Annotated in this window: 13 protein-coding genes and 1 pseudogene; 8 read left to right on the top strand and 6 right to left on the bottom strand. The window is 62.4% G+C overall.

Annotated features, from left to right (window positions below; translation table 11 throughout):
* The first annotated feature begins 62 nt into the window (after positions 1-62).
* The 3 genes from HMPREF9153_RS04385 (at position 63) to HMPREF9153_RS04375 (ending at position 2,687) form a co-directional block, all read left to right on the top strand.
* Complete coding sequence (locus HMPREF9153_RS04385) at positions 63-770, top strand: hypothetical protein (RefSeq protein ID WP_004809770.1); 708 nt, start codon at positions 63-65, stop codon at positions 768-770.
* A 269-nt stretch (positions 771-1,039) separates the two neighbouring features.
* Positions 1,040-1,558 (top strand): ferritin, encoded by a 519-nt coding sequence (locus HMPREF9153_RS04380; protein WP_004809767.1) that lies wholly within the window; start codon positions 1,040-1,042, stop codon positions 1,556-1,558.
* A 274-nt stretch (positions 1,559-1,832) separates the two neighbouring features.
* On the top strand, positions 1,833-2,687 hold the full coding sequence (locus HMPREF9153_RS04375) for an undecaprenyl-diphosphate phosphatase (protein WP_004809763.1): 855 nt from the start codon (positions 1,833-1,835) through the stop codon (positions 2,685-2,687).
* A gap of 87 nt (positions 2,688-2,774) precedes the next feature.
* On the opposite strand, the gene HMPREF9153_RS12665 is transcribed toward HMPREF9153_RS04375, so the two are convergent.
* The 6 genes and pseudogenes from HMPREF9153_RS12665 to HMPREF9153_RS04350 form a co-directional block, all read right to left on the bottom strand.
* Positions 2,775-3,191: a siderophore-interacting protein gene (locus HMPREF9153_RS12665; protein WP_231097140.1), complete on the bottom strand. Its 417-nt coding sequence runs from the start codon at positions 3,189-3,191 to the stop codon at positions 2,775-2,777.
* A 66-nt stretch (positions 3,192-3,257) separates the two neighbouring features.
* Positions 3,258-3,464, bottom strand: a pseudogene (locus HMPREF9153_RS12660) (siderophore-interacting protein); the annotation flags it as partial.
* A gap of 579 nt (positions 3,465-4,043) precedes the next feature.
* The gene (locus HMPREF9153_RS04365; protein WP_004809759.1) at positions 4,044-4,994 is read right to left on the bottom strand and encodes a metal ABC transporter permease; all 951 of its coding nucleotides are present in this window, start codon (positions 4,992-4,994) and stop codon (positions 4,044-4,046) included.
* Between the two features lies 1 nt (position 4,995).
* The gene (locus HMPREF9153_RS04360) at positions 4,996-5,937 is read right to left on the bottom strand and encodes a metal ABC transporter permease (RefSeq protein ID WP_004809755.1); all 942 of its coding nucleotides are present in this window, start codon (positions 5,935-5,937) and stop codon (positions 4,996-4,998) included.
* Positions 5,934-6,683 (bottom strand): metal ABC transporter ATP-binding protein, encoded by a 750-nt coding sequence (locus HMPREF9153_RS04355; protein ID WP_036979597.1) that lies wholly within the window; start codon positions 6,681-6,683, stop codon positions 5,934-5,936. The genes HMPREF9153_RS04360 and HMPREF9153_RS04355 overlap by 4 nt, the downstream gene beginning before the upstream one ends.
* 56 nt (positions 6,684-6,739) lie before the next feature.
* Positions 6,740-7,690, bottom strand: coding sequence for a metal ABC transporter substrate-binding protein (locus tag HMPREF9153_RS04350; protein ID WP_004809753.1), 951 nt, complete (start codon positions 7,688-7,690; stop codon positions 6,740-6,742).
* A gap of 191 nt (positions 7,691-7,881) precedes the next feature.
* Here HMPREF9153_RS04350 and aat point away from each other — a divergent pair, with 191 nt between their 5' ends.
* The 5 genes from aat (at position 7,882) to HMPREF9153_RS04325 (ending at position 13,433) form a co-directional block, all read left to right on the top strand.
* On the top strand, positions 7,882-8,613 hold the full coding sequence (gene aat, locus HMPREF9153_RS04345; RefSeq protein ID WP_036979596.1) for a leucyl/phenylalanyl-tRNA--protein transferase: 732 nt from the start codon (positions 7,882-7,884) through the stop codon (positions 8,611-8,613).
* A gap of 44 nt (positions 8,614-8,657) precedes the next feature.
* A complete protein-coding gene (gene pheA, locus HMPREF9153_RS04340; RefSeq protein ID WP_004809749.1) occupies positions 8,658-9,587 on the top strand; it encodes a prephenate dehydratase in 930 nt (309 codons plus the stop codon).
* A 194-nt stretch (positions 9,588-9,781) separates the two neighbouring features.
* Positions 9,782-10,705: a DUF2382 domain-containing protein gene (locus tag HMPREF9153_RS04335; RefSeq protein ID WP_004809748.1), complete on the top strand. Its 924-nt coding sequence runs from the start codon at positions 9,782-9,784 to the stop codon at positions 10,703-10,705.
* Positions 10,706-10,836: 131 nt separating this feature from the next.
* Positions 10,837-12,111 (top strand): serine--tRNA ligase, encoded by a 1,275-nt coding sequence (gene serS, locus HMPREF9153_RS04330; protein WP_004809744.1) that lies wholly within the window; start codon positions 10,837-10,839, stop codon positions 12,109-12,111.
* Positions 12,108-13,433, top strand: coding sequence for a DUF4921 family protein (locus HMPREF9153_RS04325; RefSeq protein WP_004809743.1), 1,326 nt, complete (start codon positions 12,108-12,110; stop codon positions 13,431-13,433). Before serS ends, HMPREF9153_RS04325 begins: the two co-directional genes overlap by 4 nt.
* Positions 13,434-13,471 lie beyond the last annotated feature (38 nt).

Below are 13,471 nucleotides of genomic sequence, written 5' to 3'. Positions count from 1 at the left end.
TGCCGTAAATGGATGAAAAGTGTGACATTGGTAACATATTTGTAACAAGATCGGGGTGAGGTATGACAGAAGATAGCGACTGGCAGCCCGGCGTTGTGTTCACTCACACGTTGTCCCTCACCCTCGATGACGAGGCCCAGGAGGTTCTTCGTGATGTTCGGAACCGGCTCATGGCAGCGGGGATTCCGGTGCTGCACGAGCCTGCCCACGTTACGGTGGCGGCGGTCTCGACCATGAACGGTGTCGATTCTGATCTCGTCGACGTCGGGTGGCCGGAGCGAGTGACGCTGACGACCTCGTGCCAATTACCGAATTCTGACGGTGTGGTGGCGCTGTGCCCTCACCACCCAACTCGCCCCGACGTCACCCGCCCTGAGGTCGCCTGGTCGGACACCAACGCCCCCGTCCCCGCCGCTGTCTCCGGCCCCCTCACCCCCACGACGATTTCTGACACCTCGCCGGGGGAAGGTGCCGAATCGTGCTCCTCTCCGGCGGCGGCTGACGTTTTTCGCGCCTCGCGGGTTCCGGAGGCGCTCCGGAGACCCCATGAGGCTCTGCATCGTCGGCTGGCCGAGGTGGGCGTCACCGCTTTCAACTATTACGGGCCACGGTGGTGGAATCCCCACGTCACGATGGGGTACCAGGTTCCGCCTGAGCTACGGGGCAGAGCAGTCGAGCTCCTGGCCGATGTCGTGCCTCTCGAGGTCGGGGTGATGGGGATTTCCGTCTGGTGCGTCGGGAATGGTCAGACGTACGCCCTGTGGTCTTGATCCGGCGGTGAAAATCGTCGAGGAGTGTCAGTCGTCGCCTTGGACGCCTTATCAGATGACATACCGGGGCAGGCCTCTCCCTGAGGGCTCTCACCGCCGAGAGCGGCAAGGGGGCCGGTCCAAGAGGCCGATTCATCCAGTCCGCGTGACCCGTGAGCACGAAAATTGTCGCGTCGGGTGGGGGAGATTCACAGCAGTGATGTCCCTTCATCTGGGGTGCCATTCTTCGTCACCCCGGAGTTTTTGGGTGCCCCTCGTAGGCTCGAGACATGAACATGTCCGATGACATCGTCAACGCCTTCAACGATCAGATCACCCTCGAACTCACCGCTGACATGAGTTACCGTCAGCTGGCCATCGAGGCCGACGCCCAGGACCTCTCCGGCGTGGCTACGTGGCTACGCCACCAAGCGGACGAAGAGATCGTTCACGCCAACAAGTTCATCGACCACGTCCTCGATCGCGGAAACCACCCGCGCATCGGCACCATCGAAGCTCCCGAGGTCGAGCCCGGTCTGTCCCCGCTCGAGATCTTCCAGACGGCCCTTGCCCATGAGGAGAAGGTCTCCGAGGCCATCCGTGAGCTCTACCGTTCCTGCACCTCAGCCGGCGACATCGACGCCATTCCGCTGCTCCACTGGTTCATTGACGAGCAGATCGAGGAGGAGTCGACCGTCGGCGAGATCGTCGGTCGGATCGAGCTCATCGGGGACGACGGCCCAGGCCTGCTTCGGCTGGACGCCGAGCTCGGCTCTCGCAATGTGGATTCCACCGAGAACGCTGAATGACGTCATGTCATACGGGGTTCGCCCGCATGACATGACGATGCGCGTGGGCCCATGCTGTTGCAGCTCATGGTCGCCACTGTGAGGGAGCTGTGCGCATGAGGACCGTGGTCGTAGTTGGGATGTCTCAGCCCCGACCACGGTCATTGATGTCAGGCGACCGGGTACTTGTACCGCAGAATTGTCGGTATCTCCGTCTATGGTGTGAGCCCGGATGCAGTGACGTGGATTAGCGCCTGCCGCATCCGCACGACCCCCAATCGAGAGGTTTTCATCCGTGAACTGGCTGCACGCCGTCATCCTTGGCATTGTCGAGGGCATTACCGAGTTCTTGCCTGTCTCCAGCACCGGCCATCTCCGTATCGTCGAGAAGCTGCTGGGGTACGACATTCAGGGCGCCGGGATCACTGCCTTCACCGCGATCATCCAGGTCGGCGCGATCATCGCCGCCATCATTTACTTCTGGTCTGACATCGTGCGTATCGTCGTCGCGTGGTGCAAAGGTCTGGCCCACAAGGAGGACCGCAGCGATCCGGATTACACTCTCGGTTGGGGCATCATCCTGGGTTCGATTCCGGTGGGCATCGTTGGCCTGTTGTTCAAGGACGCCATCGAGAACACCCTGAGCTCCCTGTGGGTGGTCGCCATTGCCCTCATCGTCTGGAGTGGCGTGATGTGGCTGGGTGACCGTCAGTCGGACCTCGACCGTGGCATGAAGAAAGTCGGCATCGTCGATGCCATCGTCATTGGCTGCTTCCAGGCACTGGCTCCGCTGTTCCCCGGTATCTCCCGATCGGGCGCGACGATTTCTGCCGGTCTGTTCCGCAAGTTCGATCGCGCGACCGCAACTCGCCTGTCGTTCTTCATGGGGATCCCGGTGCTCGTGGCTGCCGGCATCTACGAGACCATCTCGGCTGCCAGTGACATTTCCGCCGCTAGCGGAGGCGGCAATGCGATTGGTTGGGGGCCGACGATTCTGGCGACGGTGGTCTCCCTCATCGTGGCTTACGTCTCCATCGCATGGCTGCTGAAGTTCGTCTCCTCGAACAAGTTCACCGGCTTCATCTGGTATCGCATCGTCGTGGGTCTCGTCATGATTGGCCTCATTCTGACCAACGTGGTCACCGCCTGATCATCATCTGACGCATCGAGGGCCGGTCTGCTTCAAGCAGGCCGGCCCTCGACGCTGTGTGCGTAGATCACCCAGGTTGAACCTCCCTCAGTCTCCCGACTCAGCTTCCATCGAGCGGTTGAAGTCCTGCTTCATGGCGCGCCATCCGTCGGCGTCGTGCCCGGCGAACCAGTAGGCCGACAGCTGCACCCTCTCCCTGGGCAGTCCACGCTCGAGGCGCAGATGACGGCGCATGGGACGGACCATCGCGGCCTCTCCATGAACGAAGGTGTGGGCGTCGTCGGGTAGGGCAAGGCCTCGGACGGTGGCGACAATTCCCACGGGATCGCGGGGAGTCGGCACGATCGTGATGTGGTCGTTCTCGGGGAGGGGGTAATGGTGATGCCCGTCGACGAGGACGACGGTGGCGCGGGCCGATTCCGGCAGGGCAGCGAGGGTATTCGCCACTGCTGGGAGAGCGACCGCGTCGGCGACGGCGAGCAAGTGGGTGAGGTCCGAAGGCATCTGCCAGTGGCCTCCCGGTCCCCTCACTGCAACCTCGTCCCCGGGCTCGACGATTTTCGACCACTGGGATCCGGGGCCGTCATGGGCGTCCGCCTTGGTCTCGGGCCCGAACTGCAGGACATCTATGCCCCACGACCCGTCATCGGACCAGCGGCGGCGGGTATACGTGCGCAGCAGAGGATGGGAGTCGTTGCTGACAGGCGTGCGGAGGTCGGATCCATCGGACGGCAGAGCGATCTTGACGTGATCGTCGACCGAGGTGATGGGCGGCATGTCGCACGGCTCGAAGTCGATCGAGATGACGTTGGGAATGTCGTGGCGAACCTCGCGGACCCGCGCCAGACGCTGGACTTTGACCATGCGGCCAGGCTACATCAATTATGAAAATATGACGTTGCCAAATATGTGTGAGTTCGGTATCACGGAGTGAGAGGCCGTCATCGGGGGGTCCGACACCGGCATCCCCCGGGAGTTATCCACAGGTTTATCCACCAACTGGGGACAACTCACACAGGTGTAATTCGGCCAGTGTGGTTCGTCGTGGGCCTTGCCGAAGGTACGAAGACTGTCCTCCCGGACAAGGATCACAGCCCCGAGGCATCCCTTGCTTCCCAAAGCAGGCCCTTCGTTGCCAAGTGCGAAAAATGTCAGCCGAGATAGGGGAGGGAACACCGGAGTGCTTGGCCTGGACCCCGGCTGACAAAAATTACCGCGCAGTCAACGAGTGCAGGCAGTGGGCGTGACCACCTTGGGCAATTGACGCGCACGACGGGCTCGGGCAACCGACCCGTGTGACCAGCTCGTGCGAACAAACGGGCAACCGACAAGGATCGTCAGTCGCCCGGCGTGACGTCAGGACAGTACAGCGTCGGGGACCGTCTTGGTCGACACTGCCCGACTGTCGCGAGGATGAACCTCGGTCGGGGCTGGTTTCTTGGCCAGGGAACGCTGTCGAATGCGCGTCGCGATGTTCGTACCGGCCAGCACAACCAGGAACACCACACCGGAGACCGCCGACATCATGGACGAGGTCGCCAGGTCCCAGATCTTTGCCAGCTCGAATCCGACAACGGCCGAAACCACCGCCAGGACGATGGTCCACCCCACCATCCGACGCAGGGTCCTCGCCATCAAGAGTGCGGTGGCCGGCGGAGCAATCATGAGTGCGACGACGAGGATCGACCCCACCGCGTCGAAGCACACCACCACCGTGAGGGCGATGAGACACATGAGGATTCCGTTGGTCAGCCGGACCGGCAGGCCCATGGTGCGAGCCAGCTGCGGGTCGAAGGTCGCCACCGCGAGCACCCTCCGCATCGCGAAGAGGACGATCGTGGTGATGGCGCACACCACGATCTCCTTCCACATCGTGATGGGGCCGATGTCGATCGTCCCGAACACGATGTGATTCACCGATAGTGCCTGCAGGTTGATGTTGCCAGCGAGAATCGTCGACTCGTCGATGTGAACCTCTGCCAGCACCGTCGACAGCAGGATCACACCGATGGAGAACAGTACCGGGAAGATCAGCCCTTGGTTGGCATCGCCAGTGACCAGTCCGGTGCGGGCCAGGCACTCGGCACCAATGACGACCACCAACCCCATGAGGGTGGCGATGACAACCAGCAGAGGGGAGTTCAATGACCCTGAAAGCAGCGCCCCGATGGCGATACCCGGCAGCACCGCGTGGGACATCGCGTCGACGAGCATCGACTGGTGGCGCAGCACGAGAAAGATCCCGGGCACCGAGCAGGTGACAGCCGTGACGATGGCCAACAGTAAGATGGACGTGATGAGTGGCATGTCAGTTCCCCTCTGCCTGTGCTGCTAGTGCGCGGCGCCGCGACACCCGGATCTGGGTCAGCGACCGATGCGGAGAAAAGAGCATCGAGAAGGCGAACACGACGAACAGCACGACGACGATCACCGGTCCGGTCGGCACCCGGCCCATGCACACCGCCAGGTATGAGCCGGCAGCTCCGCAGACCGCTCCCAGGATCGCAGCGAGGACGATCATGGTGTGCATGTGTCGCACCCACAACCGAGCTGCGGCCGCCGGCATGATGGCGAAGGCGATCATGAGTACGAGTCCCACGGTCTTGACCCCGATGACGATGGATGTCGTCGTCACGAGGAACAGAATCGTCGAGACGGTCCGTCCGGAGTATCCGGACATCGTCGCGAAGACTGGATCGAAGATGAAAAGTGTCAGCCCACGCCAGGTGAATGCTGCCACTCCGACCGCGATGAGCCCGAAGACGAGGATGACGATGTTGTCCTCAGTCGTCAGAGTGGCTGCGTTGCCGAAGAGGTAGGTGTTGATCCCTTGGCGGTTGGGCAGAGTGGACTGGGCGATGATGCGCAGCCCGACCATGCCACCGCCGTAAAAAAGTGCCAGGCAGATTGCCATCGCCGCGTCGATACTCACCCGGGAGTGGGCGCTGATGACGTTGGCCAGCAGGGCTGCCAGGGCTGAGGAGATGACGGCGCCGATGGTCAAGGTGGCCATGGAGCGGCCGTTGACGTTGAACACCGCTGTCGACACGATGAAGGCTCCGACGACCCCGGCGATCGCGGAGTGGCCAATGACGTCGGCCAACAGGGACTGCTTGCGCTGGTAGAGCAGGCACCCCAGCCCGCCAGAGAACAATCCGATGAGGACCGTGCCGATGAGCATCGTCCGGTAGGTGTAGCTGCCGAAGAACTCCGAGGCAGGCACGATCTCGGCAAGAACGAGGGCGCTCATCGTGCCCCCGTGAAGATGTCGTCGCTGATGCCGTAGGCGGTGTGCACCGTCTCGGTGGTGAAGGCCTCGGCGAGAGGGCCGACCGAGACCACCTTCCCCTCGGCCAGCAGGCACGCCCAGGTACAGATGTCGGCCACACTGGCGAGATTGTGATGGACGATGACGAGTGTTTTCCCTTCCGAGACGAGCATGTCAAGAACTGACATCAGGGTGCGTTCGCTGGCGGCGTCGACCCCGGCGAAGGGCTCGTCCATGAACAAGAAGTCGGGATGCTGGGCCAGGATGCGTGCCATGAAGGTCCGCTGTTTCTGTCCACCGGAAAGTTCAGTGATGTGCCGGTCGGCATATTTCGCAATGCCGACGGTCTCCAGCGACTCCCGGACGATCTGCTTCTCTGCAGTTCCGGGACGTTTGAACCACCCGAGCCTCCCGAAGGTTCCTTGAGCCACGACGTCTCCCACCGTCGCCGGGTAATCCCAGTCGACGTCAGCGGCCTGCGGCATGTACCCGATGTGGCGACGCATCTGGTTGAGGGGCTTCCCAAAGATCTGGACGGATCCGGTGAGGGTGGGGATGAGTCCGAGAATGGCCTTCATGAGGGTGGACTTACCAGCCCCATTGGGGCCAAGGAGGGCCAAGGCCTCACCTGTGGGCAAGCTGAGGCTGGTGTGGGACAGAGCGATGTTGTCCTGGTATGCGACGGTGAGGTCGTCAACCTCGAGGGCTGCTGATTTGGGTGAGGACATTGGCTTCTCCTTGTGGACAGGTGCCGCCCACGTGCTCATGGGCGACACCGTTGCGCTCACTTGAGGGCGTTGGTGATGGTTTCGGCGTTGTACTGGAAGACGCCCAGGTAGGTGTCGACTGGGGCCTTCTCGCCGAGGGAGTCGGCGTACAGCGGCTTGTCGGAAACGGTCACGGATCCACCCTTGGCGGCAACGGCCTCCTTGAGGTGTTTGATGGCCTCAGGGTTCTTGAGGTTGTCCTGGAAGATTGTCTTGATCTTCTTGTCGGCGATGAGCTTGGCGAGGTTGTCCATCTGAGCAGCGCTCATCTCGGACTCCGAGGAGACGAAGTCGGTGGCGTGAATCTCGATGCCGTAGGTCTTGCCGAGGTAGTTGAAGGCGTCGTGACCGGTGACAAGGATGCGGCGATCCTTGGGGAGCTGGTTGAAGAGTTCGCCGGCCTTCTTCTTCCCCTCATCGATCTTCTTGTTGTAGGCCTCGCCGTTCTTCTTGTAGGTGTCAGCGTTGGTCTTGTCGATCTCGCCCAGTTTCTTGGCGGTGGCGGTCACGACGTACTTCCAGTTGTCGGGGGAGTTCCACACGTGGGGGTCGTGGCCCTCGATCTTGCCGTCCTCCTCCCAGGGGAGCAGATCAGACTTGGGGATGGATTCAGCGGCGGGGACCTGCTTGTTTCCGAGCTTGTCGAAGTGGTCCATCATGTGGTGTTCCATGTCATGGCCGGTCCAGACCACGGCGTCGGCCTTCTCGATGGCCTCGATGTCACCGGTGGAGAGCTCCTGGGTGTGGGGGTCGCCGCCGGGCTTGACGAGCACCTTGACCTTGGCGTCAGGGGCGATGTTGTGGACGGCGTCTCCGAGGTATCCGGTGGAGGCAACGACGTTGAGAGCCTTCTTGCTGGAATCGCCGGATCCAGAGTCGGACTTCTCGGTGGAACAGCCACCGATGCCGGCGGCCATGGTCAATGCTGCGACGACGGCAGCCGCCGATCGAAGGATGGAGGACTTCATGAGCCTGGCTCCTAGGTTGTGTGAGATATCTGCTCGTGCGTTTACATGAGCAGACGAGACTCTAGCAAAGGTAAGCCTTACCTAATAGCAGGGGGTGGGGGTTTCGTCAGGTAAGCCTCTGTTGTCGTTCGCGCTCGATGTCGTGGTGAGGGTGGACAATGGACCCGCGGCGACGACAGGAGGCCAGGTCAGTGACGGTTCCAGAGCTTTTCGGAGATCCGGATCAATGGCCTGACGATGACCTCATCGCGATCACCGGGGCTCTCAGTCCCCACCTGGTGCTGGCGGCACTCCATGAGGGTGTCTTTCCCATGCCCATCACTGACGAGGAGGTGCCCCCGGAGTTCCAGGGGGCGACAGCGTGGTGGTCTCCCATGTATCGAGGTGTTCTGATTCCCGGTCATCTCAAGGTCGCTCGCAGTTTGCGCAAGACGACCAAGCACCAGACGACGACCGTCGATCGCGCCTTTGGTGACGTCATCACACGATGCGCTGACCCGGATCGCCCCTACGCCTGGATCGATGACCGCGTCATCGAGGCGTATGGCTACCTCCATGAGCGAGGCTGGGCTCATTCGGTGGAAACCTGGGACGACAAGGGCCGCCTCGTGGGCGGGCTCTACGGCGTCAGTGTGGGCGGATTGTTCAGTGGGGAATCGATGTTCCACGACCCTCGACACGGGCGCGACGCCTCAAAGACTGCTCTGTTGAGGTTGGTGTGTGAACTCGGTTCGAGATTGCTGGACGTGCAATGGAGCACCCCGCACTTGGCCAGTCTCGGCGTCACCGAGGTTGACCGGGCGGAATACCTTGACCTTCTTGATGATGCCCTGGATCGTCCGGCTCCGCAGTGGACGAGTCCCGATGATCCGGCGTGGAATGGCGTCCAGCTCCTCGATCGGCTGCGAGAAATGCCCGCCTGACGGAGTCGGGGCCACTGTGACGACCACGTGGATAGTCTGACGGCGTGTACGGATATTTCGGCCCCGCAGGCACTTTCACCCATCAGGCCCTCAAGACTCTCGGCCGCGTCGACGCTCGCCCGTATGCGACGGTTGGCGCCGCATTGCAGGGCGTTGTCGATGGCGACGTCGAGGCGTCGTTGGTTCCCATTGAGAACTCCGTCGAGGGTGGTGTGAGTGCGACCTTGGACACTCTCGCTGCTCTGGGTGGTTTGCAAATCGTTCGCGAGGTCGTCATTCCGGTGCAATTCAATCTTTACGTTCGACCTGGGACGTCGTTGTCGTCGATCCGTCGCGTCGTGACCCACCCTCATGCCGCGAATCAGTGCCGGGACTGGCTTGCCGCCAACCTCCCGGAGCACGCCGAAATCACCCAGGGTGGGTCGACTGCCTCCGCGGCGAAGGAGGTGTCGGATCCACGGTCCCGTTTCGATGCCGCCGTCTGCGCCGAAGTTGCCGGAACGATGTACGGATTGACAGCTGTGGCACAGGGAATTGCGGACAATCCGGATGCCGTCACGAGATTCATTTTGGTTGCGAGAAGTGGGCAGATGATTGCTCGAACGGGGGATGATCGCACCACTGTTGTCGTCGTTCCCCCGAGCGATCACCCAGGTGCCTTGTTGGAGATCCTGCAGCAGTTCTCTTTCCGCAAAATTAATTTGTCGAGAATTGAATCGAGGCCAACCAAGGATCGTCTCGGTGAGTACTGCTTCTCCATTGATGCCATTGGCCACGTCGCGGATGGGAGGATGGCTGCTGCGCTCAAGGGATTGTACCGGATCAGCCGTCAGGTGATCTTCCTCGGGTCCTATCCAAACGGCTCTACAAGGGGTCTTGCGTCGCCTGAGGGCCCTGACGTCATCCGCGGCTTCAGCGATGAGGATTACGTGGCGGCGGAGAAGTGGTTCCAGGGGGTCATCGGGAAATGGTGACGTATGCGTCCTCGCCGCGGTCAGGGATCGTAACATACCTAGGTTGCCAGAACAAGAGTTTTGGTTAAAAGCGATTAACGCAACATGAGCCGGTTTGATTGTGGCCCTCAGGTTCGTATCGTTGAAGATATCAACCGATTCTGCTCGGCTCTCCGAATGGGATTTGGTAGAAATCTAAACGAAAGGAATTAAGAATGCCGACTGACAAGACGCCTACGAACGCCAATATCGACGCTCTTTACGACCGTACCGTTGTAGACCAGTCTGGTGACAAGATTGGCGAGATCGGCCAGGTCTACCTCGATGACGCCTCCGGCCAGCCGGCTTGGGTGACCGTCAAGACCGGTCTCTTCGGACGCAACGAGACCTTCGTCCCGTTCAAGGGCCTCGAGACCTCCGGTGACGAGATCCGCGCTCCTTACACCAAGGACAAGGTGAAGGACGCCCCGAATGTTGACCCGGACGGCCACCTCTCCGAGGATGAGACCGACGAGCTGTACCGCTACTACTCCGATGCCTTCGCCTCCGAGAAGGACACCACCAAGGACGCCAACCCGGGTTACGCGGGCAACGGTGTGTCCGGTGGAGCTGCTGGTGGCGTTGCCGGCCAGAAGGTCGTCGACAAGGAGGGCAACCCGGGCGTTGCTGGAAATGGTGTTTCTGGCGATCGTATTGCCGACGCCAAGACCGAGAAGGTCGCCGACACCACGCCGCAGACCACTGCTGACCAGAAGTCCCCGGTGGCCGAGGATGGCTCCGTCGTTCGCCACGAGGAGCGCCTCAACGTTGGCAAGGAGCGTGTCGAGACCGGTCGTGTGCGCATCCGCAAGCACATCGTCCATGACACCGAGACCGTCGAGGTCCCGGTCGAGCGCGAGGAGATCCACGTCGAGCGCGTTCCTCTCGACGAGAAGGTCGCCGGTGACGACGTCAAGCTCTCCGAGGGCGCCCAGGACATCGTGACCCACGAGGAGCGTCCGACCATCGACAAGGAGACCGTCGCCGCCGAGAAGATCAAGATCGGCAAGGAGACCACCCAGGACACCCAGACCGTGTCCGGCAAGGTCGCCAAGGAGCAGATCGACATCGATCAGGCCAAGCAGCCGAAGAACAAGTGACGTCGAGGACTCAGGCGATGGCGTGATCGCTTGACGACAACGTCGGCAGGGCCCGGGTGGAACCACCCAGGCCCTGCCGCGTCTCTTGGCCTCTGACTCCTCGCAGGCTCCCGACCGGTAGGATCGGCGACATGATCGATCCCAAGCTCCTGCGAACGGATCCGGATGCCGTTCGCCGCTCCCAGGTCGCCCGCGGCGAGGACCCCTCGGTCGTCGACGACATCGTCGCCGCTGACGAGGCTCGTCGTGAGGCCATCGCCGCCCACGAGAACCTGCGCGCTGAACAGAAGGGGCTGGGCAAACGCATTGCCAAGGCGTCCGGAGACGAGAAGACCGAGTTGCTGGCTCGCACCAAGTCGATTGCCAGTGAGGTCTCCGACCTCAAGAAGGCCGCTGACGAGGCTGACGCCAAATTCATCGAGCTCGCCAAGACCCTCGGCAACATCGTCATTGACGACGTTCCCGCTGGTGGCGAGGACGAGGGAGTCATCAAGGAGACCGTCAGCACCCCACGTGACTTCGTCGCGGAAGGATTCGAGCCCAAGGACCATCTCGAGATTGGCGAGGCCCTCGGCGCGATCGACATGGAGCGAGGCACCAAGATCGCCGGCTCTCGCTTCTATGTCCTCACCGGCGTCGGCGCCCAGTTGGAATTCGCCCTGCTGAACCTGGCGATGTCCAAGGCGGCGCAGTGGGGATTCACCCCGATGATCCCGCCGGCCCTCGTCAAGCCCTCGGCGATGGAGGGAACCGGGTTCCTCGGCCAGGCCGCCGACGACGTCTACTACCTGCCCAAGGACGACCAATACCTGGTGGGAACCTCCGAGGTTGCCCTGGCCGCGTTCCACTCCGACGAGATCCTTGACGACGCCGAGCTCCCGAAGCGCTACGTCGCCTTCTCCCCGTGCTACCGACGCGAGGCCGGCTCCTATGGCAAGGACACCCGCGGCATCTTCCGCGTCCACTGGTTCGACAAGGTCGAGATGTTCGTCTACTGCCTGCCCGATGAGGCGGAGGGCTGGCACGAGAAGCTGCTGAGCTTCGAGAAGGACTTCATCTCGGCCCTGGAAATCCCGTTCCAGGTGCTTGACGTTGCCTCCGGTGACCTGGGCCTCTCGGCTGCTCGCAAGTACGACTGCTACGGCTGGTTGCCGACTCAGAGCCGTTACCGCGAGATCACCTCGACCTCGAACTGCACCACCTTCCAGGCGCGTCGTCTCTCCATCCGCCATCGCGGACCTGACGGGGTCGAACCGCTGGCCACCCTCAACGGCACCCTGTGCGCGATGACCCGTATCATCATCATGCTGCTGGAGAACCACCAACAGGCTGACGGTTCGGTGCGCGTGCCCGAGGCGCTGCGTCCCTACCTTGGTGGGCGTGAGTTCATCGAGCCGCCGAAGTGAGCGACGAGCCGTACTACCGGGAACTGCCCGACGGCACCATCAAGCAGGTCAACCCGTTCACGGGTACGAAGGTGTGGACGGTGCCTGGTCGTGGGGCCCGCCCGCTGAGCAAACCGGCCACGCAGACCCGGGAGCTGACCGAGCACGATCGTCATGCGGCCTGCGCCTTCTGCCCGGACAACCTGCTGTCGACCCCTCCGGAGAAGACTCGGTTGGTGAAGCGGGAGGGCGGTCTGGTGCGGGGCCATGACCTCATGCGTCGTGTCTCGGCTGATCAGCTCGGTGACACCGTCCCGGAGTTCCGACGGATCCCCAATCTCTTCGAGATCCTGTCCTGGCAGTACTGGCAGCTCAACTGGGGAATGGACCTTCCACGGGCCTCGCGCGACTGGCAGGAGGAATACCTGTCAAACCCGGGGGGAGAGGCTCATGTCCGGTCGGTCCTCAACGCCGAGTTCAAGGCTGTGGGGTCGGACCAGCGCGGTGAGGACCTCGGCCCGAAAGAGCTGCGGGAGGCCTCTGCAGCCTTCTTCGCCGGGGGACACGACGTCATCGTCGCCAGGCGGCACTACACCGACGAGGGGACGACGACAGCCGACGTTGCCGGATCGGCGAGCCTGACCGTCGACGAACACCGGGCATTCATGGCCCTGACCGTCGACTCGATGGTCCAGCTGCACCGACACAACGAGCACGTCCGATACGTGGTGGCCTTCCAGAACTGGCTCAAGCCGGCCGGGGCGTCATTCGATCATCTGCACAAGCAGCTGGTGGCCATTGACGAAGTGGGAGCCGACAACGAGTCGGTGCTGCCCAAGGCCGTCCTAGACCCGGGCATCTTCAATCGCTGGGGGCCAGATTTCGCGGTCGAGCACGGACTGGTGCTGGCCCGTAACGAGGGCGCTGTCATGACCGTCGGTTTTGGTCATAGGTACCCCTCGGTCGAGGTGTGGTCGACGGGCCGCGCCGACCAGCCGTGGCGCGTCGACGATGACGGGATTGACGCCATGTCGGACCTGTTGCACGCTGCCCACGTCGCCGTCAGCGATGATGTGCCGGCCAATGAGGAGTGGCATTACCGTCCGATAGGGACCGGGGTACCGGTGCCGTGGCGGATCATCCTCAAGTTGCGCATCTCTACCCTGGCCGGGTTCGAGGGCGGGACGAAGATTTACGTCAACACCATCTCACCGACGACTCTGGCCGCGATGCTGTTGCCGAAGCTCTTCGAGGCGCGGGCGGCCGGACGGATTGCCCCGATGGACCTCGGGGCGGAGTGTCACGTCGAGCCGGGGGTGCTGCGGGCAGGGCGGATCGACTGAGGTCGGTTCCCGATGATCGAGGGCAGCCGGCCTGAGTG

The organism is Cutibacterium avidum ATCC 25577 (genome assembly GCF_000227295.1).
In the GTDB taxonomy this organism is placed as follows: Bacteria; Actinomycetota; Actinomycetes; order Propionibacteriales; family Propionibacteriaceae; genus Cutibacterium; species Cutibacterium avidum.
The sequence above is the reverse complement of the archived record's forward strand: the minus strand, read 5'-3'. Positions and strand labels throughout refer to the sequence as shown.

Excerpts from the sequence above, each read along its gene's own strand:
- HMPREF9153_RS04385 (WP_004809770.1), top strand. The coding sequence starts at position 63 with ATGACAGAAGATAGCGACTGGCAGCCCGGCGTTGTGTTCACTCACACG.
- HMPREF9153_RS04380 (WP_004809767.1), top strand. The coding sequence starts at position 1,040 with ATGAACATGTCCGATGACATCGTCAACGCCTTCAACGATCAGATCACC.
- HMPREF9153_RS12665 (WP_231097140.1), bottom strand. The coding sequence starts at position 3,191 with ATGCCTTCGGACCTCACCCACTTGCTCGCCGTCGCCGACGCGGTCGCT.
- HMPREF9153_RS04365 (WP_004809759.1), bottom strand. The coding sequence starts at position 4,994 with ATGCCACTCATCACGTCCATCTTACTGTTGGCCATCGTCACGGCTGTC.
- HMPREF9153_RS04360 (WP_004809755.1), bottom strand. The coding sequence starts at position 5,937 with ATGAGCGCCCTCGTTCTTGCCGAGATCGTGCCTGCCTCGGAGTTCTTC.
- HMPREF9153_RS04355 (WP_036979597.1), bottom strand. The coding sequence starts at position 6,683 with ATGTCCTCACCCAAATCAGCAGCCCTCGAGGTTGACGACCTCACCGTC.
- HMPREF9153_RS04350 (WP_004809753.1), bottom strand. The coding sequence starts at position 7,690 with ATGAAGTCCTCCATCCTTCGATCGGCGGCTGCCGTCGTCGCAGCATTG.
- HMPREF9153_RS04335 (WP_004809748.1), top strand. The coding sequence starts at position 9,782 with ATGCCGACTGACAAGACGCCTACGAACGCCAATATCGACGCTCTTTAC.
- serS (WP_004809744.1), top strand. The coding sequence starts at position 10,837 with ATGATCGATCCCAAGCTCCTGCGAACGGATCCGGATGCCGTTCGCCGC.